The organism is Sphingopyxis soli, assembly GCF_018682675.1.
In the GTDB taxonomy this organism is placed as follows: Bacteria; Pseudomonadota; Alphaproteobacteria; order Sphingomonadales; family Sphingomonadaceae; genus Sphingopyxis; species Sphingopyxis soli.
Window position 1 is genome coordinate 40,995 of record NZ_JAFMTR010000056.1, and the last position, 25,410, is coordinate 66,404.

Genomic DNA, 25,410 nt, shown 5'->3' on the forward strand with positions numbered 1-25,410 from the left:
TCTTCTGTGAATTCGCCGCGTTTCGATCAGTCCGCGGGTGAAATTCCGGATGGGTCAGCTGTCCTCCGCCCAGCGGGGCAACCGACCACAGGCCGAGCCGATTTTCGCGACCGAAGCCCGGCGATGCCGTGCCGCGGGCCAGATGCCCTCCTTGATGATGCCCCGCATCTCCCCCGCAGGTGCGTTGGCACGCGCCGTTCGCGACAGCAACATGCGCGGGGCGCCGATGAAGGCGACGCCGCACAGCCAGGCGAGGTTCACGAGAAAAGCATAGGCCGCACCGTGGGCGCGCGCAAAATAGCGGTTGCGCGACGTGAACCAATAAGCCGGTTTCGGCTGTCGCGCCTGTTTGCCGTCGACGCCGGTCGACGCGCCGCCGATGTGCCGGACGCGGCTTTGCGGTTCGCTCCATATCTGCCAGCGGAGGCGGGTCAGGCGTCGCATCAGTTCGACCTCCTCGAAATAGAGGAAGAAGCCGTCGTCGAACAGGCCGGCCTCGGCGAGCGCATCGCGGCGCAGCATCACGCTGGCGCCGGTCACCCAGCCGACCGGACCCGCCTCGCGGGGCGCCAGAACGATCGGCGGAATGCCCAGCAGCCGGTGCAGCGCAAAGGTTTGCGATCCGCGGACGAACTCGCGGCCGGGGGAGGGGAAGCGAAAGGCCGAGGCGGCGGGGGCGCCGTCGGCTTCGATAAGCTGACTGCCCACGGCCGCGACCCGCGGATGCGCATCGAGCACCGTGGCGAGCGACGCGACGGCGCCGGGCGTGACCTCGGCGTCGGGATTGAGCAGGTAGATATATTCGGGAAGATCGGTGCCGCGGCTGAGGATCGCCTGATTGTTCGCCCAGCCAAACCCGCCGTTGAAATCGAGCGGAAGCAGATCGGTCCATCCGTCGAACCCGGAACGCGCCAGAAAGCCGGCCAGCCGCTCCGCCGATCCGTCGCCCGAATTGCCGTCGACCATGATGGCCGAGAGACCGGCGTTGCCAGAGCGTTCGCCGGCAAGCGCCTCAAGGCATTTTTCGGCCAGTTCGGGGGTGCGGTAATTGACGATGATGGTCAGGATTTTGGTCAAGGCCGCCGTTCCGTTCCCTCGTCGGTCCGTTCGGTCCTGACCCAGCCGACGCTCTTGCCGCGCACGAATCCGAGATAGACCGGCAGCTTCCATACCACGTACAGCGGCAGCTGGAGCATCGCGCGGGCGCTTAGCCAGCGCCGCCCTTCGACAGCCCAATTGAGCAGGATGGCGCCGGCTGCCAGCAGGATCGCGGCAGCCAGCGCGACGAAAGCCGACCAATCGCCGCCGAGCCATGCCAGACCGCCGGTTGCCGCGAGCGCCGCCAGCGACACGAGCAGGAGCAGAGCGAGGGGCGGAACGAGAAGGTGGAAGCCGAGCTGCAACAGCTTTCGGTTCCGCGTCAGTATCCCGTCGCGAATTGCGCCAAAGCCGTGCTTTCGCGCGGTTTCCAGAAACCCATGTTCCCAACGCGTCCGCTGGCTCAGGGTCGCGGTATCGCCGGTCGACGCGCTGTGGATCGATGCGCTGTCCAAATAAACCGGCGCTCGCCGGATCCGCGTCAGATGGATGCCGAGCGCCAGATCCTCGACGATGTTGGGGGTCGCAAGCGGCAGGTCCCTGAACAGTGTCCATGGAAAGGCCATTCCCGTGCCGGTCAGGACGGCGGGTCCGCCCAGTCGCGTCTCGCCGCGTTGGCGGACGACATTCTTGATCCAGAATGCGAAGTTGGACATCTGCACCTTCGCTGACGCGTGAGCCGTTTCGTGAAACGCATAGCGGGCCTGCACCGGCAACTGACGCGTTACACAGGTCCGGGCGATATCCGACAACGATGCCGCATCGGTTTCGCAGTCCGCGTCAAGAACAACCACGCATTCGGGAACCCATCCGGAGCGATCGGCCAGCAGGTGGTCCCGTCCGAATGCCAGCGCAAACCCCTTGCCCCGCTTTGCCGTATCGTGTCGTTCGATCACTTCGTGGCCGAACGACCTTGCAACTTCGGCGGTGTCGTCCGCACAATTGTCGGCGACCACAAGAAGGCGGATATTTTCGGCGAGGGCGGGCTGCAGCCGGTCGAGGATGGTCCCGATCGTTGGCGCCTCATTGTGGGCGGGCATCAACAGGACGGTTGCCGGTTGCCCTGGCGGCGACGCGGCTTCGCGAAGTCGCACCAGTCCGAAGAGCGCCTCGAGAATGAAGATCGTGAGGGCGATCAAAGGGGGGAGGACGACGATCCACTCGAACAGCGTTATCATTTCACCGATCCCCGTCTCGACGGGACTGGAACAGGCGGAGAAGTGCGCGGCCGTTCAAACTTGCGTCGTGCAGGGCCAGGACTCTTTCCCTGCCGACCTTGCCCATCGCGGCAAGATCGGCGGGTGATGCATCGAGCGCCGCACGCATCGCATCGACCAGCGCGTCGACCGATCCTGCGGGAATAAGCCAACCGCACCCATGGTCGACGAGTTCGGGCGTGCCGGCGATCGCCGTCACGACGACGGGCCGTTCGAGCGCCAAAGCTTCCATAATGACAACGGGAAGCCCTTCGGCGAAACTCGGAAGGACCATGGCGCGGGCCTTCGACAGATGCGCAACAACCTCATTGGCACTTGCCCATCCGGTGATCCGCACGATGGCTTCAAGGTCCGACCTGCCGACGATCCGCTCGATCTCGTCGCGCATTTCGCCATCGCCGATCAGGACGAGTTCGAAATGCCTGCCTTCGTCCCTGAGGCGCTTCGCCGCCTCGATCAGCAGCGGTATCCCCTTTTGCGCGCTCAATCGTGCGACCGCGCACAGGCGCGGCGTGGCAGGCACAGGCGAGGGGGCGTCGTCATTGAGGAACATTTCGTCCACGCCGCACCGGACCACCTCGATCTTGCTCCAGTCGTCGAATGCGCTCCAGCGCATCAACTGGCTGCGCCCGAAGCTGCTGATCGCCACGCAAAATCGGGCATCGGCGACCTTTCCGGCCAGGTCGAGCGGGCCGGCGAGATCGAATTCGTCGGGGCCGTGGACGGTGAAGCTGTAGGGGATGCGACCCCATTTGCTCGCGATCCGCGCCACCATCGCGGGATTTGTCCCGAAATGGGCGTGCAGGTGATCGACCTTCAACGCCCGCATCCGCGCGGCCAGTTCGGCAGCTTCGGCCAGATAGGCGACGCGCCTTACAATCGGCGCGACCTTCCATTCCACCCGCGCAAAGGCTGTCCGCGCGGCCCTGACGCCGCGGCCCGGATACCGGAGGAATCGGCCCGCCAATCGCAGCAGGAGCCGCAGGCCGCCGGGGGCCAGGAGCGTTTCGGTCCGCGGGACTTCCGCCTGGTCGCGCGGGTCGGGCAAGGCGGCAAGGTCCGCGGGGCGGACCGAGAAGCGAAACACCTCAGCGCCCGCGGCCTCGACTGCCTCTATCTCGCGGCGAATGAAGCTGTGGCTTGTCGCCGGATAGCGATTTACCAGATACGCAATTCTCAAGCTTGGCCCCCCGAACGCTTGCGTTGTTTCCCGCCTAGGCTGTTCGGGCAGCTTTGCAAGCCGCGCCCTTGTATAAAGGGGAACTTTTTCGTTGGCGAGTTTGTCCCGCGGCGACTAGACATGAGCAGCCGATCCAAAGGGCTGATATGAACAGACGCACCATTTTTTCGCCGGGCGAAGGCGCCGACAGCAGGACGATCGACCGGCGAGGGGTTCTGATCGGCCTCGGACTGGCGGGGGCGGCCGCCTTCTCTTACCTCAACATGCCGAAGGCTCTGGCAGCGCCCATTGCCAAGGACCGCTTCAACAGGATGATTCCCGAAACCGCGGGTGGGTGGAAGTCCCGGAAGAGCAGCGAACTGGTAACCGCGGCCCCCGATCCGCTCAGCGACAAGCTGTATCAGAACCTGGAAACCCGGATATATGAAGGCGACGGGCTGCCGACGATGATGCTGTTGCTGGCGTATAGTAGCGTCCAGCAGAATGACGTTCAGGTCCATCGGCCCGAAGTTTGCTATCCTGCGGCCGGTTTCCCGATCGTTTCCTCCAAGGCGGTGTCGCTCGATTTCGACGGCCGCCGTATCGCCGCGCGAAAGCTGATCGCCGATCGCGGCGGCCCGAAGGAGGAGATTCTGTACTGGGTCCGCGTAGGTCGGGATTTTCCCGTCGGGTGGGCCGAACAGAGACTTTCGATGGCGCTGGCGAATGTCGGGGGCGTTTCTCCCGACGGACTGCTTTTCCGCGTCTCGACGATAGAGGGAGCCTCCGGCTATTCGCCCGACGCGCTCGAAAAATTCCTGCAGGCTTTTGCCCGGGCCTGTTCCGGCGAGTTCAGGGACAATGTCTTGTTTTGAACGCCGCGTCGGCGGCTCGAGAACTGGCGGGATGTCGGCCGATGAGGATTGATCGTCGGTCGTTGATGCTCGCTTCAGCGGCCGGCGCGGGCGTCTTTACGGTCGGTCTCGGCGGCCTCTGGGCGGCGACGCGCGAGGAACCGATTCCGATCCCGCGCGGCGACAGCTTTCCCAAATTGCCCATCGGCATGAATCTGGCCGAGATCGCGGATTGGGAGCCGGGCTTTCCCTTCCGGAACCTGTTTCTTGGCGCAAGGCCCTGGTACACGAAGAATCTCAGCAAGGCCGGCCCGGACAATACCAATGTCCCGGCAGCGTTCCAGTATGACGAGGATGGTTACCCGCTCGAGGTGCCGGTCCGCAGCCCCGGGCTTGCGGAACCTCAAACGGTCGCGACCCTTGTGCCCAACTGGCGACCGCCGGGAACCTATATTCTGCTTTATGACGGGGAGGGCGAAATCGACGCGACGGCCTCTACCCGGATCATATCGAGCAGACCGGGCCGCGTGAAATTGAGCATGCGGAATGACAGGAAGAATTACGAGGGGATCATCATCAGGCGGTCTAGGCGCGGCAATCATGTCCGGAACATCCGGCTGGTCGCGGAAGCCGACGAGAATGTCGACCTGAAGCGCGATCCCTTCCTGCCCGAGTTCCTCGATTTCTGCCGTCCGTTCCATTGCCTGCGGTTCATGGATTGGGCGGGTACGAACAACTCGATCGAGGAACATTGGCGCGACCGGAAACGGCCGACATTCTATACGATGGTGGCCACGCGGGGCGATCCCGACGCCCGTTTCGGTCCTGCGCCGACTCCGTTCCAGAGGAGGTTTTCGGGCGGCGTCGCGATCGAATTGATGATCCAGCTATGCAACACGCTTCAGATCGATCCCTGGTTTTGCATCCCGCACCGCGCGACCGACGACTATATCGCGCAATTTGCGAAGCTGGTGCATGAGACGCTCGACCCGAAGCTGAAGGTCTATCTCGAATATTCGAACGAGGTCTGGAACTGGGGCTTTCTGCAGGCCGGCTGGATGCTGAATTCGCCGCTGGCGGGCGCGTTGGTCGAAGCGAAGGGCGGAAATCCCTGGAAGGATGCGGCAAAGACCGAGGGTAAGGATCACCCCGAGCGGATCGGCGCGCTGTTCAGGCGGACGTTCGCGATATGGGAGCGCGAATGGGCGGGGGCCGATGCGAAGCGGCTGGTGCGGGTCGGCGCAGTCCAGGCGGCCTGGTTCGACGCGTCGCAACGCACGATCCGCTGGTGCCTCGAAAACGGCGGCGTCGATACGGTGTCGCCGGCGGCCTATGTCGGGCCTCGCGACGGGGTTTACGAGAAATGGGCGAGCCTAGGCGCGGCGCTGACTGCCGATATGGTGATCGACGATGTCGCGGCGACGCTGGCGGAACTGCGCGCCGGCGACAGCCTGTCCCGGACGATCGATTTCGCGAAGCGCAACGGGCTTGCCTACATCGCTTATGAGGGGGGGCAGCATATCCAGCCCAAGGGGCAGGCGGAGCTGCCCTATGGTCCGGCGCTGGCGGCGGCGCAGTCGCATCCGCGCATGTATGATCTCTATGTCGAACTCATGCGGGTGCATCGCGATCTGGGTTGCAGCCTGCTGGCCCATTTCAGCAGCGTCGGGCGGCAAGGGACCCGGTGGGGAAGCTGGGGCGCCAAGGCGAGCTATGACACGCCGAATGAAAACAGCCCCAAAATGCGGGCGCTGCTGGACTGCAACGTCCCCCGGCCGCATATGCCGGCCGCTGAATAACCGCGCGGGGGGCGTTCGATTCCAAATCTGTTTGCCTATTTGGTCCTCGGCGTCTGGCCGTGCGTCGCGATCCTGCTGTTTGCGACGCTCCCGGCGCACCGGGCGCTCGTCTGGTCGGTTCTCGGCGCCTATCTGCTGCTGCCCGTGAAGACCTCGTTCGAGTTTTCGGGCGTGCCGCCGCTCGACAAGACCAGCATCTCCAATCTCTCGATCCTGATCGGCTGCACGCTGTTCGCGCGCGAACGATGGCTCGGCGCCTTCAGGAATCCCGCGATCGTCGGCCTGGCCGCGCTGTTCGTCTTCTCGCCGTTCGCGACGTCGGTCTTCAATCCCGAATCCTTCCTCTACGGCGAACGCTTCATTCCGCCGATGACCCTGTACGACGCCGCATCGCAAGCGGCTTTGAACATCATCACGCTCGTCCCGTTCGTGGCCGCCTATGGCTTGTTGAACACTGACGAGCGCCGCCGCCAGTTCCTCCTTGCGCTGGTGATCGCGGCGCTGGCCTATTCGGTGCTGATGCTGATCGAGGTCCGGCTCAGCCCGCAGTTGCACCGGCTGATCTACGGCTTTTTTCCGCACAGCTTCGGGCAACAGATGCGCGGAGGCGGCTTTCGCCCTGTGGTCTTCCTGGGCCACGGCCTGCTGGTCGCAATTTTCTGTGCCATGGCGCTGGCCGCCGCCGCCGCGCGGTGGAAGGATGCGACCGGAACGCGCCGTGCCCAGTCGGGACTGTTCGCAGCCTATCTGGCGCTGATTCTGGTGCTGTGCAAATCGCTGGGGGCGTTCGTGCTCGCCGCGGCGATGGTCCCGGCGATCGCGTTCCTGCGCGCCCGGCGGCTTGCCCTGCTGAGCGCGGCGCTTTGCGGCATGGTGCTGCTCTACCCCGCGGTGCGCGCGGCCGGCCTGATCCCGACCGCGACGATATCCGAAATGACCAACGCCTTCAGCACCGATCGCGGCGATTCGCTGGGAGTGCGGCTGGTAAACGAGGACCAGCTGCTTCAGAAAGCCGCGCAAAAGCCGATGTTCGGCTGGGGCAGCTGGGGCCGGAATCGCATCTACGACCCCGAAACGGGGAAGGACGACAGCATCACCGACGGCAGCTGGATCATTGCGTTCGGCACGTGGGGCTGGGCGGGGTATCTGTCGATGTTCGGCCTGCTGTCGCTCGGGGCGGTCAGCCTCCTGTGGCGGCGCAGGGCGCTCAGGTCCATTTCGGTTCCATCGGCCGCCCTCTGCGCGTTGCTCGCGATCAACCTGCTGGACAGCGTTCCCAATTCCTCGATCGTGCCACTGACATGGTTGATCGCCGGGGCCGCGTTCGCCATCGGCGGACCGTCCAGCGGCGGGAGGCCTCGCCGCGCCCTCGACCCCAATCCCGCGGCAATAGAGGGAAACTGATCCGATGCGCGTGACATTCGTGGTGGCGTCGCTCGACATGGGGGGCGGTATTCGCGTGATCGCCCAATATGCCGAGGGGCTGAGGCAGCGGGGGCACGATGTCACGATCGTGGTTCCGGCGCCGCGGCCTTATGGCCGGTTGCAAAGGGTTCGGAACAGCCTTCCGTTTCATAAGCCGCGCCATGTGAAGAGCCATTTCGACGGAACGGGCGTGACGGTGAAGATGCTGGAGCGGTGGCGTCCGGTTCGGGCGGCGGATGTACCCCCCGCGGACGTCATCATCGCAACGTGGTGGGAAACTGCCGAGTGGATTGCCGACTTCCCCGAGGATCGCGGCAGAAAATTCCATTTCGTTCAGGGTTACGAGATTTGGAACGGCGACAAGGATAGGGTCGACGCTGCGTTGAGATTGCCGACGCAGAAAATCACCGTCTCCAGATGGCTAGAAGCGATATTGGTGGACCAGCTCGGCCTCGACCCACCGGGATTCGTGCCCAACGGAGTCGATCGGAGCCTGTTTTTCGCGGGTGAGCGCGAAATGCCCGATGGTCCCACTGTGGGTTTTGTTTACGCTCCCAACCCCATGAAAGGCAGCGACATTGCGATCGAGGCGATTTCGCTGGCGCGAGAAAAGAGACCGGAACTGCGGTGCATAGCTTTTGGTCACGCCGAGCCTACGGACGCGATGCCGCTTCCGTCATTTGTCCAATATCATGTTTCACCACGGCAGGATCGGCTGGGTGCATTATATGGCCGCTGCTCGGCTTGGCTCTTCCCAAGCCGCGAAGAGGGGTTCGGTCTTCCGATATTGGAGGCGATGGCGAGTGGGACACCGGTTATCGCCATGCCCTCGGGAGCCGCCCCGGAACTGCTCGCCCAAGGGGGAGGCACTTTGCTGCGCTCGGCAGATGCCCGCGAGATGTCTGAAATAATTCTGGAATATTGCGGCATGCAGAAGGCTAAATGGGGCGCGCTGTCGAGGGAAGCTATTGCTACTTCGCTTCGATATTCTCCAGCGAGTTCGATCGAGCTCTTCGCCGAAATCATTGAAGATCCGCATTTGCAAACCGGAACCTCGCCTGACGGCGTTTAAGCTGAACGCGATAAAATGAGCTTCAGCGCCGTCGGTTGCCGTTCATTTGAACAGATCGAGCGCAATCAAAATATGACAAAACCAAAATTATATTTGGCAACCATCATGCTCGCGCGAGCTTATTGCAATGCCCTGTTCCTCCAAGGGTTTTTGAAAAGGATAATATGGTGATGCGGGATGGTCGGTTCAGGCGCATCGCAACGGCGTCCAGCGAATGAGGGCGGAATATTCGATGTTATCCGACGGGCTTTTCGCGGTCGAAGGTTTGCCTCCCGACGCCCCCCGGAAGATACGCCAGCGTCTCGGGCTCGATGCGGACGCGCCCGTACGATTGAGTTATATTCCCGGGCCGGGCGATCTTGCGGGAACCTATAATTGCTGGCTTCGCGGCGAGCACGATCCGCGAGTGCCAATCATCACCTATTCGGCGCAATTCTTTGAATTAGCCAAGCGGCTGGGGCTGGACACGCAAATTCTCACCCAGACGGCGGTCCCCAGCGAGCAGATGGATCCCTCGTTCATTTTTCGGACCGTCCATCGCCGCAATTGGAACAGCCGAAGTGAGTTTTTTGCGGCGCAGACCGAATATGGCAACGCGGTGTGCGCGGAGGTGGACGCCTTTGCTCCGCATATAGTCCTCGTCGCGACCGACTTTCCATCGGCCTATTGGTCCCGACTTGCGCAAGAAGGTCGGCGCCTTGTCCTGAGCGCGCACAATACATTCTGGCCGATGGGTCAGCGTTTGGGCGGCCTGAAGGGTATCTACCAGCGAGCACGCCTTGCTTGGGAAGCGCGGTCGCTCGATGACGCAATATGTACCTCGTTGGAGTGCGCGCGCCAGATAGCGACGCTCACGTTCGGACGAGTGCAAGGGTTGACCCAACTGCCTCAAATGGCGGAGCGCCATCCGGTCAAGCGCGTCAGCCGAGTGCGTAACCTGTTGTATCTTGGGAGGATCGAAAGCGAGAAGGGCATATTCATGCTTCTGGACGCTTTTTCGGCGCTGCAACCTGAGTTTCCAGACATCAGGCTGGTTTTTGCTGGGGTGGGCAGCGCCGCAACCAAACTGGAATCACGGTTGGATCAACTTGGCGACCAGCGCATTTCATTTATTGGCAGGCTTGATGGTCCGGGCGTGCATCTTGCGATCGATGGCGCCGATCTGCTTATCTGCCCTACGCGGACCGCATTTAACGAGGGTCTTGCTGTCGTAGGATTCGAAGCGGCCGCGCATGGCGTTCCCACGTTGATGAGTTCGGTTGTCCCGGCGATAGACGCTTTGGGGGATGGATGTGCGGTATTCAAGGCAGACGACCAGCACTCCCTCGTCTCGGCGCTGCGCGATCTTGTGGGAGATGAGGGGCGAATCACGGCTCTAGCTGACCGATTATCCACCGTGCGTGAGGCGCTTTACGATCGTAATCGCTCGTGGGGTTCGCAATTGGGAAGAGTACTGCTTCGGCTTTGATAGCCAATATAATTACCGCAGCGATATGGCGGACAGTGCTGCGATTCCCAAGAGAGTGGTAAAGTCCAGTCGAAAATCCCGTAAGCCCAAGCGATCGGTCAAATACCAGTAGTAAAAGAGCGAGACCAAATTGGCGATTGCGATGCCGATTATCATCCCCATAATTCCGCCGAACTGAAATCCGATCAAAACCCCGACAATTCTGAGAATGGTTATTATGACTATAGAAATAAAATAAGATTGAAATGATCCTACGGCAAGTATCGCACCGCTATATCCGAAGCCAATTGATGCCAAAGCGTTTGCCAAGCATGCAGCAATAAGATAATCGCCAGCGTCATGATAGCGGGCATCATAGAGAAATTGTATCAGCTCTCTTGCTGGAATAGCTGCTGCCGCGAACATGGCCATGGATATAGCCAATGAATGCTTGCGGAATTGATGCAATATCGAAAACGCCTTGGCTGGAGACTCGCGATAGGTCTCTGCCATGACGGGTAGTCCGATCGACCCAGCCAGCCGAAGCGCAAGATCATTAGGAATGGCAGCGATCGTGTTGGCAATTGCAAGAACGCCGAATTCCGCAGGGGTGATCATCGTAGCCTGAACCGCCCTTAGTCCTTCTCCTCCCAGATAAGAAACGATAGTCGACAGAAATATCCACTTCCCGAAACTCACGAGCGACAGAGCGTGCGCCTTGTCCAGCACGAAGCGATGCCTGTGCCGGGGCAGGAGGACATATCCAAGAAGGACCGTGGCAAGCGTTCCGATGACATTGGCAACAGCAAGAGCCCACACAGACCGCCAGAAATAGGCGATGGAAACGAGGAGGCCGATCATCACCGCCTGTCCGGCAATCTGGACGAATGTGACGGATCGGAAGTCGAGTTTCCTCTCCGCGGTCACCAGCGAAATCGAAGAGAAGCCGCTTATCAGAGAGGTGATGCTGAGGGCGCAGAGCAATGGAAAGAGTATGGGCTGGCCGTATATCAAAGATACCGGATAGGAAATCACGACCCCGATCGCGAAGAGCATGATGCCGCGTAAGACCTGAATCGACCATGCCGTGTTCAGGAAGTCGGGATCATCGCCCCGAGGGTCCCGGATAATCGCTGGCTTTATGCCGACATCGGAGAACATGGCGAGCCCCACCAGGAACACGGTCGCGAGCGCCATCAGGCCGAAGGCTTCAGGGAACAGCAGGCGCGTCAGGATCAGGTTGGACCCGAACTGCAGAACCTTTTGCACTGCAAATCCCGCACCGATCCACGCACCCGAATTCAGCGCCCGGCCGCGCAGGGAGGTGGTGTCGCCTTGACCAAGGAAAATCGACTTCAGCGAAGTCAGCTGGTGCTTCAGGTCCACAATCGGCTGGCCCAATCCGGTTTGACTGCATGAAATGGCGTCACCCGCGACGGGGTAGCATTCGCGCGCATCTTGTCGAGCAAAAAGCTCCGTTTACGGGAAGGCTAATCGCACGGCTTTCGCCCCATTTTGAACCGCTTCGGCGCGGTTCGGGCTGAATCGGCGTCTACTCCCGGATACCCGTCATCATCCGGCTTGCGAAGGGATCGGATGTTTTGCTAGTCGCGTGGGCCAGGGAGAGACCGGCGACCGCCATCGTGGCGGAAGGCCTGCTTGCCCGATGCAAAGGCGAAAGTCGACATTGCACGCTTCGGGTAACCCTGTGGTCAAACAATCCGCATTCGCATGGGCGGGGCGTTACTGGCCGGCCCTTGTGGGGCTGGCGCTGGTGTCGTTTCCGACATGGCGCTTCATCGCCACGCAAAGCTGGTCGACCGAGCAGGGCTCGCACGGCCCGCTGGTTCTGGCGTCGGGGATATGGCTGTTTGTCCGGATGCTGCCCGAAACGCGTCCGGTGCAGCACAGACCCGCCGCGTGGAAGGCGGTGGGCGCCATATTCGTCACCGCGCTGGCGCTCGTGCTGTTCCGTATCGCGGCGGTCATCGAGCTGGAGGTCTATGCGCTCTATGCGCTCGTCGTGGCCTTGCTCTATGCCTTTCTCGGCGTCGCGGCGTTGCAGCGGCTGTGGTTTCCGTTGCTGTATCTGCTGTTCGCGGTGCCGCTTCCCGACAGCCTGGTTGCCGCGCTGACCAATCCGCTCAAGATATGGATCAGCGAGAGCGCGGTCTCGCTGCTGTATTTCCTCGGCTATCCGATCGCCAGTGCGGGCGTCACGATCCAGATCGGGCAATATCAGCTGCTGGTCGCGGCCGCCTGTGCGGGGCTGAATTCGCTGATCACGCTGTCGGCCCTGACGCTCTTCTACGTCTATATGAGCCACCGGGCGAACTGGCGCTATATGGCGGTGCTGGTCGCGGCGGCGATTCCGGTCGCGGTCTTTTCGAACCTGATGCGCGTGTTGCTGCTCATCCTCATCACCTATTATGGGGGGGAGGCCGCGGCACAGGGGTTCCTGCACAATTTCGCGGGGCTCACGACCTTCGCGATCTCGCTGGTGACGATCTATGTGCTCGACAAGCTTTTGCAGCGGGTCTGGCGCTTCGCGGCCGCGAAATCCGCGGGCGATTAGTTCGCGTTGCTGTCGGACGGCGCGAAGGGTTTGAGGATATAGTGGATATAGGCGAGGATGCCGACGATCAGCACCACCGACCCGACCATATATCCCTCATTGCCCAGATAGTTCGCGATCGCGCACCCGATGGCCGGCGGGGCGTAATGATAGATTTTGTCGCGCGGCTCCTCTTCGGAGGAGCGCTGGAGAAAGAGCACCGCCAGCCCGACGAATATGGCAACCGTGATCCAATCGTAGACAGTTTCCAATTCGGTTTCCCCATTGTATTGCGGTCGCGTAAATCGCTATGCAGCCAGCAGCTTAGGCATCTTGCCTGTTGCACTGCCAGAACCTTTGGGGGGCGTAAGTGAAAACCGCTATAACTGCAAGGCTCGCCTATATTTGCGCCGCCGCCATCGTCCTCCACGGATGCGACAAGGAACCGACGGGGCAGGTGGTCGCCGTCGTCAATGGCGAGGAGATCACGCAGCAGGAACTCAACGCCGAAATCGCGGAACTTCCGAACCCCCCGGCGGGCGACAAGAAGGCCGTGCAGCGGCAGATGCTGCAGCAGATCATCAACCGCCGGTTGATGGCGCAGGTCGCCAAGGAAGACGGGCTCGACCGCGATCCCCTCTACATCATTCGCGAACGCCGCCTGAAGGAAGAACTGCTCGTCAGCATGTACGGCAAAAGGACCGCCGACACCGTCCGGGTGCCGGAGGCGGCGGCGGTGAAGAAATTCATCGCCGACAATCCGGGACGGTTCGCCCAGCGCACCGCCTATATGGTCGACCAGATCAGCTTCGATATGCCGGCCGACCAGAAAATTCTCAAGGATCTGGAGGCGGCGCGCTCGCTCGCGGACGTCGAGGCGACGCTGAAGCAGAAGGCGATCACCTACCAGAAGGGTAAGAACAGCATCGATTCGGGCGTCGTTCCGGCGGCGGTGATGAAGCAGATTCTGGCGCTTCCGGACGGGGAGCCTTTCATAATCCCGGCGCAGGGCAAGGTCATCGTCAGCGTCATCGTCGGCCGGCAGCCCGTTCCGGTCAGCGATCAGGATGCGGGACCGATGGCGGCGCAGGTCATGCGCGCCGAGAATCTGGGCGCGGTCCTCAAGAAGCGCATCGACGAGGCGCGGGCCAAGGCGAACATCACCTATCAGGCGGGGCTCGAGCCGCCCGCGGCCAAGGCCCCGGCCAAGGCCCCGGCAAAGGCGGCCACTCCCGGATCGTAGCTTTTTGCGGGCGCCGTCCCGGCGCGGCGCAGTGAAACTGTGCCATGTCGAGACAGCTAATTTGTTGAAAAGCATCCGCTATGCTACCAATAGGTGACACGAATCGCATTGTGGGGGTTGCCGAAGCATGGAAGCAAGTGAGGGTAGCAAGCCGTCACGGTACAGGACGACGCGCATCGCGCTGATCCTGGGTGTTCTGCTGATCGGCTTTACGCGTCTTGAAGACCGCGCGATCCTTGGCATTCCGGGGCCGGGCGCCAGCGCGATGGCGGCGATGGCCATTCCGCCCGCGGAAGAGGTGGATGACGGCAGCTACGCAGACGAACCCGACGCGGCGGTGCCGATCGCGAAGGCCACGCGCCTGCCGCGCAACAGGGTGCGCCGCGCCCTGCGCGATCGCGACTTCGCCACTATTGCCCGCCGGGACGGTCCGGTTATCGCGGCGCCGTCCGATGGCGCCGCGGCGGTCCCGGACCCGGCCGGTACGGCTGCCACCGAGGCGTTTGCCGCTGCTCCGGCTGCCGGGCCTCCGGTTCTCGCACTGGCGGCGCCTGCGCTCGGTCCCATCGCGAACAATGTGTTTTCGGCGAGCACGCCGCCCCCGGGTACGACGAGCAGTTCGTCGGGAGGCAGCAGCGGCGGGGGAACGAGCAGCGGCGGGACGACGACCAGCAGCGGCGGCACGACCAGCAGTAGTGGTGGTACGACCAGCAGCGGCGGCGATCCGAACCAGCCGCCGGCGGTTCCCGAGCCCGCGACCTGGCTCTCGCTCATCCTCGGCCTGTTCGGGGTCGGAATGACGATGCGCCTCCGTCGTCGCCGCGCTGGTTTCCAGCCCGCCGCAACCGCCTGAGGCTCCGCGCTCCGTTCATGTCGACGCGCTCCACGCCCCTTCGCAAACTGGCCATTCGAGCATGGATCGCGCTGTGCGGTCTCTATTTCCTGTGGGAAGGAGCCACATATCGCGGCTTCTTCGCGCGGCTTGCCGAATGGCAGATCGGTCATTTCGGCGCCTATGCGCCGCTGCTGACCTTTCTGTTCCTGTTCCTCCTGGCCGTCTTCCCGGCGTGGCTCATCCTGCGCATTCTCCGCAAGCGCGACCCGGAACCGGAGGTGGAGCCGACGCTCGAGGTCCAGATCAAGCGGGCCAAGACGCTCCGCGCGATATTCTACAGCTTTGCGGTTGTCGCCTTCGGCGTCATTCTCGGCTTTATCGCCTATATCCTGTTCGCCCTGCCGGGGACCGACGGCCGGCCGCAGACGATTGCCGCGAGCGATGCGGGGTCGGTGGCGATCGTCGAAGGTCCGGCGAGGCTGGTCGGGGGTGAGCTCGGCACCATCGTCTTCTTCGGTCAGGATTGGTACATCGCCGACGACCGGATGGCCTTTTCGCCGTACCGGCCGGCCGGAAGCGGTGCGGCGACCTTCTTCGTGCAGCTTGAAGCGAAGAGCAGGAAACGGCTGGCCGAGACGACCCAACGCCCGTCCTGGTCGGGGATCCTGGTCGAAGGCGGATTGCCCGGCCCGATCCGCGTCCTGTTCAACGCACTCGGCGTGGGTATCAGCGATCCCTATTACACGCTCTATCGCGACGAATATTCGCTCAAGGTGCGATATTGGCTCCAGGTGATCCAATGGACGATCCTGTCGATTTTCCTGCTGCTGTTCGGCGTGCTGCAGTCGCGGCGTGTAAAACGCCTCGAAAAGGAAGCCGAAGAGGCCAAAGAAACGGTCGGCTGACCCGGGCGCTCCTATCGAAGGCAGGTTCTGGTTAATGCACCGTTAGCCACGCGGCGAAACCGAAGCTCAAATTGCCGCGTCTAAAGCGGCCGGATGCGGGCCTCTGCCATCTTCCTTGCCGGAGCATTGACGTCGATGGCGACGACGCCTCTGGTGGTGTCCGAGCCGGGGCAAGGGTCTGCGACCGCATTCTCGGCTGGCAGCGCGGCCGGCGCGCCGACCGAAAGCGGAACGCGGTCGGGCGCGCAGCGGTCTGACAACGGTCTTTTCTACATCGACGGAAAGCTGGCGGCGGGGTCGATCCGGTTTCTTGTCGATACCGGCGCAAGCCATGTCGTCCTGAGCCACGCCGATGCCCGCAAGCTCGGCGGCTATGTCGCGACGGGCGATACGCAGGCGGTGCTGACCGCGGCGGGGCCGGTGGCGGTTGACTGGATCGTCATCCGAGAGATCAAATTCGACGGCCACCCGATCCGGAATCTGAAGGCGGCCGTCCCGCGGCGCGATGTCGGCGTATCGCTGCTGGGGCAAAATGCGCTCGCGCAGTTCGACAGCATCCACATCGACGGCGACAGACTGACGCTGACGCGCTAAACCCCGGCGCATCAAAAGGGCAATCAAGGCGGCCGGAAACGGTGGCGCGAAACCCGGGCAGCCTATATTCAGGCTCCGCGAATGGGAGCCGCACATGTCGGGGCAGAGCCACTATCAGCTTTTCGAGACGGCGGCGGGCGTTGCGGCGATCGCGTGGAATTCGAGGGGAATCAGCTGCCTGCGCCTGCCCGCGCCGGACCCAAAAGACAGCAATCGGGCGATGGCGCGGCAGCTACCCGGTGCCGTGCGCGCCGACCCGCCGCCGGAGGTGGGCGCTGTTATTGAGGGCACCGCGCGCTATTTTGGCGGCGACCGAGTCGACTTTTCCGATGTCGCCGTCGATCTAGGTCCGCAGGAGCCTTTCTTTACAAGGGTTTATGCCATCGTGCGCCAGCTCGGCTGGGGTGAGACGACAACCTATGGCGCAGTCGCGCGGATGCTGGACGTCGGTCCCGAATATGCGCGGAGCGTCGGGCAGGCGATGGCGCGCAATCCGGTGCCGCTGGTCGTTCCCTGCCATCGGGTCATGGCGGCGGGCGGAAAGATCGGGGGCTTTTCGGCTCCGGGCGGTGCGATGTCGAAGGCCCGGATGCTCGCGCTGGAAGGGGTGGCGCTGCCCGATTCGGCGCAGCAAGGTTTCGATTTCTGATGGGGAAAGCGGCATGAGCAGCGACATCGATCCGTCGGCTCCGCCGTCGGGAACCGGCTGCGCCGAATGTCTCGAGGATGGCGGCTGGTGGTTCCACCTCCGCCGCTGCGCCACCTGCGGCCATATCGGTTGCTGCGATTCCTCGCCCTCGCAGCACGCGTCCGCGCATTTCGACGCGACCGGCCACCCCTATATCCAGTCGTTCGAACCCGGCGAGGACTGGTTCTGGGATTACCGCCACGGCGTGCCGCTGGCAGGGCCGCAGCTTGCCCCGCCGACGAGTCATCCGGCCTCGCAGCCGGTGCCCGGTCCGCAAGGCGCGGTGCCGACCGACTGGATCGACCGGCTCCGGCAATAGGCGGCGCGACGCAGGGACGCCGCGCCGCCCGGGGATCAGGCCGCGTCGACGAGGACGATTTCGCTGTCCTCGATCGCGGTGACGCGCAGCACCTCTATGTCGCTGATCGCGGCGCCATCGCGGGCGTTGACGCGGACGTCGTCGATCTGCACCGCGCCCTTGGCGGGGACGAGATAGGCCTTGCGGTCCTTGCCCAACGGATATTCCGCCGTCTCGCCCGCGCGGAGCGTCGCGCCGACGACGCGCGCGTCGGTGCGGATCGGCAGCGCGTCATTGTCGTTGTCATAGCCCGAGGCGAGCGTCACGAACTTGCCCGAGCGTTCGCCCTTGGGAAAGGGCTTGGCGCCCCATTGCGGCGGTTCGCCGTCGCGGGTCGGGATGATCCAGATCTGGAAGATCTTCGTGGTCACATCCTCGAGATTATATTCCGAATGGCGGATGCCCGTTCCGGCGCTCATCACCTGGACGTCGCCCGCTTCGGTGCGGCCCTTGTTGCCGAGGCTGTCCTGGTGCGTGATCGCGCCCTCGCGGACATAGGTGATGATTTCCATGTCGCGGTGCGGATGCGGCGGGAAGCCGGTCTGCGGCGCGATGGTGTCGTCGTTCCAGACGCGCAGATTGCCCCAGTTCGTCCGCGCGGGATCGTGATAACCGGCGAAGGAAAAATGATGATGCGCGTCGAGCCAGCCGTGGTTGGCGGCGCCGAGGCTGTCGAAAGGCCGAAGTTCGATCATGTTGTGTCTCCGAGGGGCAGGCCGGAAAGGCCGCCGTTGGAGGTGATTTAGGGATTGCGATCCTTCGGTTTGAGTGGGATAAATTTCATCGAAACGTTCGAGGAAATCGAAAAGTGAGCAATCCCGGCACGCCGACGTTCGACCAGCTCCGCATCTTCCTCGCGATCGTCGACACCGGCAGTTTTGCGGCGGCGGGGCGGCGGCTGGGCCGTGCGGTTTCGGTGATCAGCTATGGCATCGCCAACCTCGAGGCGCAGCTCGGCCTGACCCTGTTCGAGCGCGAGGGGACACGAAAGCCGCAGCTCACGGTGGCCGGGCGCGCGCTGCTCGCCGAGGCACGCGCGATCTCGCTCGGGATCGACGGGCTGCGCGCCAAGGTGAAGGGGATGCTCGACGGGCTGGAGGCCGAGGTCGATCTGGCGGTCGACGTGATGCTGCCCGCCGAGCGGCTCGGCAAGGTGCTGCGCGCTTTCGCGGTCGAGTTTCCGACCGTCCAGCTCCGCCTGCACGTCGAGGCGCTGGGGGCGATCACCGCGATGATCCTCGACCGCCGCGCGATCGTCGGCATTTCGGGACCGCTCGCGGCGGGGGTCGACGGCGTCGAATGTATCGCGGCGGGTTCGATTCCGATGGTCCCGGTCGCCGCGCCCGACCATCCGCTCGGCCGGATGGAGCGTATCCCGCCCGGTGCGGGTCGCGATTACACGCAGCTTGTCCTGACCGACCGATCCCAGTTTACCGAAGGGCGCGACTATTCGGTGATGAGCCCGAAGACGTGGCGGCTCGCCGATCTGGGCGCGAAACACGCGCTGCTGCGCGAGGGCGTCGGCTGGGGCAATATGCCGCTGCCGATGATCGAGGCCGATCTGGTTTCGGGCACGCTGATCCGGCTTGCGATGCCCGATCATCCGGGCGGCACCTATCGCTTCGCGGGGGTGTGGCGGCGCGATACGCCGCCGGGCCCCGCCGCGTCCTGGCTGCTCGAGCAATTCGTCGAGCTTGGCCGCCAGGATGCCGAACTTGCCGGGATGATCGACCTTTAAAGCTTGAGCATCGCTTCGGCCCCAACCATGCGGATCGTCCGCGCCGGGCCGGTGTCGCGGATGAAGGCGCCGGCGCGGAAAGCAGAGAGCGAAGCGGAGAGGGACAGGATTTCGCTCGCCTGCCAGGCAGCCGAAATCTCGATCTGATCGCCGATATGGCGCGCCCGGCTGCCGCCAGCAGAGCGGATCAGGCCGCCGGGAATGTCGTAAATGCCGTCGCCGCGGCTTTCGCGCCAGAACCGTGCCGCGACGAGTTCGAGGGTGACGCCCTTGCCCAGATCGAAATCGACGCTGGGATGGACGTTCACGATGTTGCGCGGCCCGATCGGCGAGAGTTCGCCGAAATATTTGCCCTTGGGAAAGAGTGCGTTGAAGGTGCCGAGCTTGCCGTCGGCGGGATCGCGGTCACCGCTCGCGATATTGGCGCGCAGGCGAAGGCGCGGCCCCAGCGGTGCCTGCGGGAAGCTGAAAGCGGTTTCGGTCGCGAGCGACCAGGCGCGGATGCGGTCGCCGTCGAAATGGCCGCGTTGAAGCATCGCCTCCCAGTTCCAGCCGAGGGCGCCGCGCTTGCCGAAGAAGCGCAGGCCGAAGGTGTCGCGCGTTTCGCGTCCGGTACGGTCGATGAAGCGCGCGCTGTCATTCGCATAGCCGAGCCAATAGGCGTCGATGCCGATGCCCTTTGCAGGTGTGAGCGTCGTATAGATGCCGTCGAGGCGGCGCGTCCCGGAGGTCTTGTCGTCGAAATCGCCGCCGCCGATCGCGACCGGGCGCAGGTGGAAGGCGTCGATCCGAATGGCTCCGTGTTCGCTGATGGCGCGGACCCCGTCGAAGGCCTGCGGGATATTGGGGCCATAGCGGATGCCGACCAGCCGCTCCGACCCCAGCGCCATCAACGCGCGGCCGCCGCGCAACGTCAGGCCGCCGTCGGCACCCAGCTTCACACGAATATCGCCGAACCCCTGCAACAGATCGATCCCTGTCTCGTCGGCGGAGCCCTTGCCCGCGCCGACTCCGCGCGCATACCCTGCGATCCCTTGCACGAAGATGCGCGCCGGTCCGGCGTGGAGGTCGGCGTGGGGCATGACGCGGAGCCAGAGATAGCCGTCGTCGGGGGCCGGCGGGTCGCCCCACAAATTATTCTCGAAGCCCTCGAATCGCGCCCGCGCTTCGGCCCCGAGGGTCAGATAGGCATCGCCCGTGTCGCCCTGCGGCACATATTTGGCCTGCCGCCAGCCTTCGCGCGGCGCATCCCGTAGTTGCGACCAATCCTCGTCATAGCGCAAATTGGTCTGCTCGACCGATTGGGCAAAGGCGGTCGCGGGTGCAAGCGCGGCGAGGAGCAGGAGAAGGCGCATCAACGGGTGACGAAATGGCGCACCACGGGCGGACCATCGCCGGTCAGATAGGCGGCGAGGGCTTCCTGCTGCACGCGGTCGGCGTTGGTGACGCGGTCGTGCTGCCGCAGATGCTCGAGCCAGCTTTCGACGGTAAAGGTTTCGACCACCAGCCCGGGCGCCGCCGTATCCTCATAAACGCCCCAGTGGATCGCGCCGTCGCGGCGGCGGATGCGGCGCATCTCCTGCATCGCGGCAAAGAAGTCCCGCAGCTTTCCCGGATCGACGCGATATTCGATCGTCACGAGCACCGGGCCGCTGTCATGTTCGACCGCGCCGTCGACAAGCGGCGCGGGCCAATGCGACGAGGGCGCAAGGTCGAGCGCGCTCGCGCGGCCGAGCGGGAAACGCGAGGCGAGGATCAGGCTCGCCGCGACCAGCAGCCCGGCGGCGACGAGCAGCGTCGAAGGCACCCCGATGCGCGAGGCGACCGATCCCCACAAGGTCGAACCCGCCGCCATCGATCCCTGGAATACGAGCAGGTAGATGGCGAGCGCGCGCGCCTTGACCCAGCCGGGCGAGGTCGCCTGCGCGCCGCCGTTGAGCGATGCCATCATCGCGATCCAAGCGAGCCCCGCGACGAACAGCGCCGCGGCGGCGGTGACGAACTGCGCCGTCTGTGACAGCCCCGCCATTGCAATGGCGAGCAGGATCGAAGCGGCCAGGGTAAGGGCATTGGCGCCGATCCGGCCGCGCAGCTTTGGCATCAGCATCGCGCCGCCGATCGCGCCGAGCCCCATGAAGGTGAGCAGGCCGCCATAGCCGAGAGGGCCGAGTTCGAGGTCGCGGCGCGCGATGACCGGCAGCAGCGCCCATAGCCCGCTGGCGAAGAGAAAAAAGCCGACCGAGCGGATCAGCACGACCTTGAGCTCGGGCGCGCGCAAGGCGTAGCGGAGCCCCGCGCGCATTGCGCCGACCATATGTTCCGCGGGCAGATGCCGGTCGGGAGCATCGCGCCGCCAGCGTGCCAGCACCGCCAATATGCCCAGGATCGAGAGCGCATTGGCGGCGAAGACCGCCCCGGGACCGGATGCGGCAATGATGACGCCGCCGAGCGCAGGACCAATCGCGCGCGCGATGTTGACGCCGAGCGAGTTGAGCGCGACCGCCTGCTGCAGCGCAGGCCCCGGCACCAGTTCCGGCACGATTGCCTGGAAGGCGGGGGCGGATAAGGCCGCGCCGATCGCGATGGCGGCGGTGAAGGCAAGCAGAATCGATGCATCGGTCAGGCCGGCGAGCGTCAGCCCCGACAGGGTCGCCGCGCCGCCGAGGCCGAACAATTGGGCGGCGATCAGCAGCTTGCGCCGGTCGACGATGTCGGCGAGCGCCCCGGCGGGGAGCGCCAGGACGAACATCGGAAAGGTGGTCGCGGCCTGCACCAGTGCGACCATCAACGGGTCGGGCGAGAGCGAGGTCATCAGCCAGCCCGCGCCGACGTCGTGCATCCAGGTGCCGATGTTCGACACGACGGTTGCGATCCACAGCGCGCGAAACACCGGGCTTGCGAGCGGGCGCGGGAGAGGATCGACGATATCGGTCATGAATTTCTGGTCCGCAGGATCGCGGCCAGCATCAGCCCCCCGATCAGCCCGACATGCTCGAGGAAGGTATTGCGCTCGTGAAAACGCGCGATCGGATCGGCGATCTGCCAAAAGGGATGCGCGATCAGCGTCGCGATCGCGGTGAACACGCCGAGCGCGCCCGCGCCGAGCCACGCCTGGCGGCCGAGGATAATCAGCAGCGATCCGCCGATCTGGATGAGGATCGTGGCGGCGACGGTGAGCATCGTCGGTTCGAGCCCGAAATGCCGGGCCTCGCCCAGTGCGCCGGACAGGTCGAGCAGCTTGGCGATACCGCTGGTCCAGTAGGGAAGGGTGAGGATCATCGCGGCGAGGATTGCGAAGCGGCTGTCGCCGAGCAGGCGGGCGATCGGCGCGGGCGCGCTCATCGCTCAGACCGCCCAGCAGCCGCAGCCGAACGCGCCCCAGAAGCTCTGGGCGTCGGCGGCGGGCACGCTGGCTCCCAGCGCGGCTGCATGGTCGTGGCCATGAACGTTGCACGCCTTGGCGCAGCCGCAGGCGGCCGCCATCTTCTGCGCCCTCTCCGGGCGGCGATGATAGCCGCCGAAGGTCGCGACCGGCGACCAGTCGGGCATCGGCTTCGGCGGCGCCGGGGCGATCGGGCCATAGTCGCCCTCGCCATGCACGACCTTGCCGCCAAGCAGGGTGAGCACCGACCGCAGATGAACTATTTCGCTTTCGGCGACATCGAAATAATCGTTCGAGAGCAAGGCGAGATCGGCGAGTTGTCCCTTCTTGATCTGACCCTTCTTGCCGACCTCGTTCGAGAACCATGTGTTCGCCTCGGTCCACAGGCGCAGCGCGGTTTCGCGGTCGAGGCGATTGCGCACCGGATAGAGCGTCGTGCCGCCAAGCGTCTTGCCGGTGACGAGCCATGACAGCGATACCCACGGATTATAGCTGGCGACGCGCGTCGCGTCGGTGCCGGCGCCGACGGGGATTCCGGCCTCCATCATCCGCTTGATCGGCGGAGTGGCCTCGGCGGCCTTGGCGCCATAGCGCTCGATGAAATATTCGCCCTGGAACATCATCCGGTGCTGCACCGCGATGCCGCCGCCGAGCGCGGCGATGCGGTCGATATTGCGCTCGCTGATCGTCTCGGCATGGTCGAAAAACCAGTTGAGGCCTTGAAGCGGAATATCCTTGTTCACCTTCTCGAACACGTCGAGCGCGCGGCCAATGGTCTGGTCGTAGGTGGCATGGAGGCGCCACGGCCACCGGCGTTCGGCGAGGAGGCGGATGACGGGTTCGAGGTCTGCCTCCATGTTCGGCGGCATGTCGGGGCGTTCGACGCGGAAATCCTCGAAGTCCGCTGCCGAATAGACGAGCATCTCGCCCGCGCCATTGTGGCGATAGATATCGTCGCCGTCGCCGGGCTTTACCTGGGTGGACCAGGTCGCGAAATCCCTGAGCTCTTCCTTCGGCTTTTGCGTGAAGAGATTGTACGCGATGCGCAGCGTCATCTCGCCATCCTGATGGAGCTTTTCGATGATCTGGTAGTCGTCGGGATAATTCTGGAAGCCCCCGCCCGCGTCGATCACGCTGGTGACGCCGAGCGAATTCAATTCGCGCATGAAATGCTTGGTCGAATTGACCTGATACTCCTCGGGGAGCTTCGGCCCCTTGGCCAGCGTCGCATAGAGGATCGTCGCATTGGGCTGGGCGAGCAGCAGGCCGGTCGGATTGCCCGCTGCGTCGCGCACGATCTCGCCGCCCGGCGGGTTCGGCGTGTCCTTTGTATAGCCAACGGCGCGGAGCGCCGCAGCATTGAGCAGCGCGCGGTCATAGAGGTGGAGGATGAACACCGGCGTCTCGGGCGCCGCAGCATTGATCTCGTCGAGCGTCGGCAGGCGCTTTTCCGCGAACTGATGTTCGGTGAAGCCGCCGACGACACGCACCCATTGCGGCGGCGGCGTGTTGGCGGCCTGCTTCTTCAGCATCGCCATCGCATCGGCGAGGCTCGGCACCCCGTCCCAGCGCAGCTCCATATTGTAGTTGAGCCCGCCGCGGATCACATGGATGTGGCTGTCGATCAGCCCGGGGATCAGGCGGCGGCCCCCGGCGTCGATGATTTCGGCATTGGAACCGGCTGCCGCGCGGGCTTCGGCCTCGCTGCCGACACTCAGAAACTTGCCGTCGCGGATTGCGACCGCCTCGGCGACCGGGTTTGCGCGGTCGAGCGTGGTCACCTTGGCGTTCACGATGATCAGGTCTTTCGGGCGCATGGCGAAACTTTCCGTGGCAGTGAGAAGCGCAGTGGTGGCGGCGCCGACGAGCGTCTGGCGACGGGTCAGCGGGCTCATGGCCTGCAATCCCGGTTGTCGGGCAGCGGGCCCAGAACATGCCCGGCGCAATCTTCGCGGACGAAGCGGGCGAGTTCGGGCCGGTCGGCGAGGCGCTTGGCTATGGGCACGAGCTGCTCACCGAGAAGAATGCCTGCGAGACCGATCAGCGCGACAATCGGCCGGGCGGGAGAACGGACACCAAGCAGGCTGTAGATGACGCCAACCAGCAACCCCGCTCCCAGCGAGACGAGATAGATTTTCATGATGTCCGTCCTCCCTCTTTGCCTCAGGCCTTCACGAAGGCGAGCAGGTCGGCGTTGAGGATGTCGGCGTGCGTGGTCAGCATCCCGTGCGGAAAGCCCTCGTAGATTTTCAGCGTCGCATTGGGCAGGATTTCGGCCTGCAGCACGCCTGCATTCTTGTAGGGCACGATCTGGTCGTCGTCGCCGTGCAGCACGAGCGTGGGCACGGTGATCGCCTTCAAATCGTCGGTCTGGTCGGTCTCGGAGAAGGCCTTGATGCCCTCATAATGAGCCTTCGCGCTGCCCATCATGCCCTGGCGCCACCAATTGTCGATCACCCCCTCGTCGACCTTCGCGCCGGGCCGGTTGAAGCCGTAGAAGGGGCCGGCCGCGACGTCGCGAAAGAATTGCGCGCGATTGGCGGCGAGCCCTGCGCGCAGCCCGTCGAACACCTCGATCGGCAGCCCGCCCGGATAGCGTTCGGTTTTGAGCATGATCGGCGGCACCGCGCTGACCAGAACCGCCTTGGCGACGCGGCCCGCAGGCAAGCCGTGGCGTGCGACATAGGCGGCAACCTGCCCGCCGCCCGTCGAGTGACCGATGTGAACGGCGTCGCGCAGGTCGAGATGATCGACGACCGCAGCGGCGTCTGCGGCATAATGCGCCATATCATGGCCGTCCGAGACCTGCGCCGATCGGCCGTGCCCGCGCCGGTCGTGCGCGACGACCCGATAGCCGTTGGCGAGGAAGAACAGCATCTGCGTGTCCCAGTCGTCCGCCGACAGCGGCCAGCCGTGGTGGAAGACGATCGGCTGGGCGTCCTTCGGTCCCCAATCCTTGTAGAAGATTTGGGTGCCGTCCTTGGTGGTGACGTAGCTCATGACATTGTCCTTTCAGGCTCGCTTCAAAAGAAACGGCCGGAC

General features: G+C 64.1%; 25 protein-coding genes. 13 read left to right on the top strand and 12 right to left on the bottom strand.

Annotation, left to right across the window (positions count from 1 at the left end; genetic code table 11):
• Nucleotides 1-54: 54 nt before the first annotated feature.
• From J1N50_RS08690 to J1N50_RS08700, 3 genes are read right to left on the bottom strand one after another with little or no spacing between them, the layout of a single operon-like run.
• On the bottom strand, nt 55-1,077 hold the full coding sequence (locus J1N50_RS08690) for a glycosyltransferase family 2 protein (protein WP_246553261.1): 1,023 nt from the start codon (nt 1,075-1,077) through the stop codon (nt 55-57).
• Nucleotides 1,074-2,276 carry a glycosyltransferase family 2 protein gene (locus J1N50_RS08695; protein ID WP_215352953.1) on the bottom strand — a complete coding sequence of 401 codons (1,203 nt, stop codon included), beginning with the start codon at nt 2,274-2,276 and terminating at the stop codon, nt 1,074-1,076. The genes J1N50_RS08690 and J1N50_RS08695 overlap by 4 nt, the downstream gene beginning before the upstream one ends.
• 1 nt (nt 2,277) lies before the next feature.
• On the bottom strand, nt 2,278-3,363 hold the full coding sequence (locus tag J1N50_RS08700) for a glycosyltransferase (RefSeq protein ID WP_215352958.1): 1,086 nt from the start codon (nt 3,361-3,363) through the stop codon (nt 2,278-2,280).
• Nucleotides 3,364-3,548: 185 nt separating this feature from the next.
• Here J1N50_RS08700 and J1N50_RS08705 point away from each other — a divergent pair, with 185 nt between their 5' ends.
• The 5 genes from J1N50_RS08705 to J1N50_RS08725 all read left to right on the top strand — a co-directional run bounded on the left by J1N50_RS08705 (nt 3,549) and on the right by J1N50_RS08725 (nt 10,092).
• A complete protein-coding gene (locus J1N50_RS08705) occupies nt 3,549-4,349 on the top strand; it encodes an exosortase C-terminal domain/associated protein EpsI (RefSeq protein ID WP_215352959.1) in 801 nt (266 codons plus the stop codon).
• A 41-nt stretch (nt 4,350-4,390) separates the two neighbouring features.
• Nucleotides 4,391-6,127 carry a hypothetical protein gene (locus tag J1N50_RS08710; protein ID WP_246553263.1) on the top strand — a complete coding sequence of 579 codons (1,737 nt, stop codon included), beginning with the start codon at nt 4,391-4,393 and terminating at the stop codon, nt 6,125-6,127.
• A 39-nt stretch (nt 6,128-6,166) separates the two neighbouring features.
• Nucleotides 6,167-7,531, top strand: a complete 1,365-nt coding sequence (locus J1N50_RS08715) for a hypothetical protein (protein WP_215352960.1) — start codon at nt 6,167-6,169, stop codon at nt 7,529-7,531.
• A gap of 4 nt (nt 7,532-7,535) precedes the next feature.
• On the top strand, nt 7,536-8,624 hold the full coding sequence (locus tag J1N50_RS08720; RefSeq protein WP_215352961.1) for a glycosyltransferase family 4 protein: 1,089 nt from the start codon (nt 7,536-7,538) through the stop codon (nt 8,622-8,624).
• Between the two features lie 214 nt (nt 8,625-8,838).
• Nucleotides 8,839-10,092 carry a glycosyltransferase family 4 protein gene (locus tag J1N50_RS08725; protein ID WP_215352963.1) on the top strand — a complete coding sequence of 418 codons (1,254 nt, stop codon included), beginning with the start codon at nt 8,839-8,841 and terminating at the stop codon, nt 10,090-10,092.
• A gap of 12 nt (nt 10,093-10,104) precedes the next feature.
• On the opposite strand, the gene J1N50_RS08730 is transcribed toward J1N50_RS08725, so the two are convergent.
• Nucleotides 10,105-11,457: an oligosaccharide flippase family protein gene (locus J1N50_RS08730; protein WP_215352965.1), complete on the bottom strand. Its 1,353-nt coding sequence runs from the start codon at nt 11,455-11,457 to the stop codon at nt 10,105-10,107.
• Between the two features lie 280 nt (nt 11,458-11,737).
• On the opposite strand from J1N50_RS08730, the gene xrtV reads away from it, so the two are divergent.
• Complete coding sequence (gene xrtV, locus J1N50_RS08735; RefSeq protein ID WP_246553264.1) at nt 11,738-12,646, top strand: exosortase V; 909 nt, start codon at nt 11,738-11,740, stop codon at nt 12,644-12,646.
• On the opposite strand, the gene J1N50_RS08740 is transcribed toward xrtV, so the two are convergent.
• On the bottom strand, nt 12,643-12,897 hold the full coding sequence (locus J1N50_RS08740; RefSeq protein WP_058453909.1) for an XrtV sorting system accessory protein: 255 nt from the start codon (nt 12,895-12,897) through the stop codon (nt 12,643-12,645). The genes xrtV and J1N50_RS08740 overlap by 4 nt on opposite strands.
• A gap of 98 nt (nt 12,898-12,995) precedes the next feature.
• On the opposite strand from J1N50_RS08740, the gene J1N50_RS08745 reads away from it, so the two are divergent.
• From J1N50_RS08745 to J1N50_RS08770, 6 genes are all read left to right on the top strand, one after another.
• Complete coding sequence (locus J1N50_RS08745; RefSeq protein ID WP_215352969.1) at nt 12,996-13,868, top strand: EpsD family peptidyl-prolyl cis-trans isomerase; 873 nt, start codon at nt 12,996-12,998, stop codon at nt 13,866-13,868.
• Nucleotides 13,869-13,995: 127 nt separating this feature from the next.
• Nucleotides 13,996-14,721, top strand: a complete 726-nt coding sequence (locus J1N50_RS08750; RefSeq protein ID WP_215352971.1) for a PEP-CTERM sorting domain-containing protein — start codon at nt 13,996-13,998, stop codon at nt 14,719-14,721.
• Nucleotides 14,722-14,738: 17 nt separating this feature from the next.
• Entirely contained in the window at nt 14,739-15,608 is an 870-nt protein-coding gene (locus J1N50_RS08755) for a hypothetical protein (RefSeq protein WP_215352972.1), read from the top strand.
• 93 nt (nt 15,609-15,701) lie between these two features.
• Nucleotides 15,702-16,202, top strand: coding sequence for a retropepsin-like aspartic protease family protein (locus J1N50_RS08760; protein WP_215352975.1), 501 nt, complete (start codon nt 15,702-15,704; stop codon nt 16,200-16,202).
• A 94-nt stretch (nt 16,203-16,296) separates the two neighbouring features.
• On the top strand, nt 16,297-16,851 hold the full coding sequence (locus J1N50_RS08765) for a methylated-DNA--[protein]-cysteine S-methyltransferase (RefSeq protein WP_215352977.1): 555 nt from the start codon (nt 16,297-16,299) through the stop codon (nt 16,849-16,851).
• Nucleotides 16,852-16,864: 13 nt separating this feature from the next.
• The gene (locus tag J1N50_RS08770) at nt 16,865-17,209 is read left to right on the top strand and encodes a UBP-type zinc finger domain-containing protein (RefSeq protein ID WP_215352979.1); all 345 of its coding nucleotides are present in this window, start codon (nt 16,865-16,867) and stop codon (nt 17,207-17,209) included.
• Between the two features lie 35 nt (nt 17,210-17,244).
• On the opposite strand, the gene J1N50_RS08775 is transcribed toward J1N50_RS08770, so the two are convergent.
• Nucleotides 17,245-17,943, bottom strand: coding sequence for a pirin family protein (locus tag J1N50_RS08775; protein WP_215352981.1), 699 nt, complete (start codon nt 17,941-17,943; stop codon nt 17,245-17,247).
• Nucleotides 17,944-18,056: 113 nt separating this feature from the next.
• Here J1N50_RS08775 and J1N50_RS08780 point away from each other — a divergent pair, with 113 nt between their 5' ends.
• A complete protein-coding gene (locus J1N50_RS08780) occupies nt 18,057-18,986 on the top strand; it encodes a LysR family transcriptional regulator (RefSeq protein ID WP_215352983.1) in 930 nt (309 codons plus the stop codon).
• Here J1N50_RS08780 and J1N50_RS08785 read toward each other — a convergent pair.
• The 6 genes from J1N50_RS08785 to J1N50_RS08810 are packed head-to-tail and all read right to left on the bottom strand — an operon-like array spanning nt 18,983 to nt 25,368.
• Entirely contained in the window at nt 18,983-20,341 is a 1,359-nt protein-coding gene (locus J1N50_RS08785) for an alginate export family protein (RefSeq protein ID WP_215353004.1), read from the bottom strand. The two genes, J1N50_RS08780 and J1N50_RS08785, sit on opposite strands and share 4 nt — an antisense overlap.
• Nucleotides 20,341-21,921 (bottom strand): MFS transporter, encoded by a 1,581-nt coding sequence (locus J1N50_RS08790; RefSeq protein WP_215352987.1) that lies wholly within the window; start codon nt 21,919-21,921, stop codon nt 20,341-20,343. The genes J1N50_RS08785 and J1N50_RS08790 overlap by 1 nt, the downstream gene beginning before the upstream one ends.
• The gene (locus J1N50_RS08795) at nt 21,918-22,328 is read right to left on the bottom strand and encodes a DoxX family protein (protein WP_215352988.1); all 411 of its coding nucleotides are present in this window, start codon (nt 22,326-22,328) and stop codon (nt 21,918-21,920) included. The genes J1N50_RS08790 and J1N50_RS08795 overlap by 4 nt, the downstream gene beginning before the upstream one ends.
• A gap of 3 nt (nt 22,329-22,331) precedes the next feature.
• The gene (locus J1N50_RS08800; protein ID WP_215352989.1) at nt 22,332-24,263 is read right to left on the bottom strand and encodes an amidohydrolase; all 1,932 of its coding nucleotides are present in this window, start codon (nt 24,261-24,263) and stop codon (nt 22,332-22,334) included.
• Nucleotides 24,260-24,508: a XapX domain-containing protein gene (locus tag J1N50_RS08805; RefSeq protein WP_215352990.1), complete on the bottom strand. Its 249-nt coding sequence runs from the start codon at nt 24,506-24,508 to the stop codon at nt 24,260-24,262. The genes J1N50_RS08800 and J1N50_RS08805 overlap by 4 nt, the downstream gene beginning before the upstream one ends.
• A gap of 23 nt (nt 24,509-24,531) precedes the next feature.
• On the bottom strand, nt 24,532-25,368 hold the full coding sequence (locus J1N50_RS08810; RefSeq protein WP_215352991.1) for an alpha/beta fold hydrolase: 837 nt from the start codon (nt 25,366-25,368) through the stop codon (nt 24,532-24,534).
• Nucleotides 25,369-25,410 lie beyond the last annotated feature (42 nt).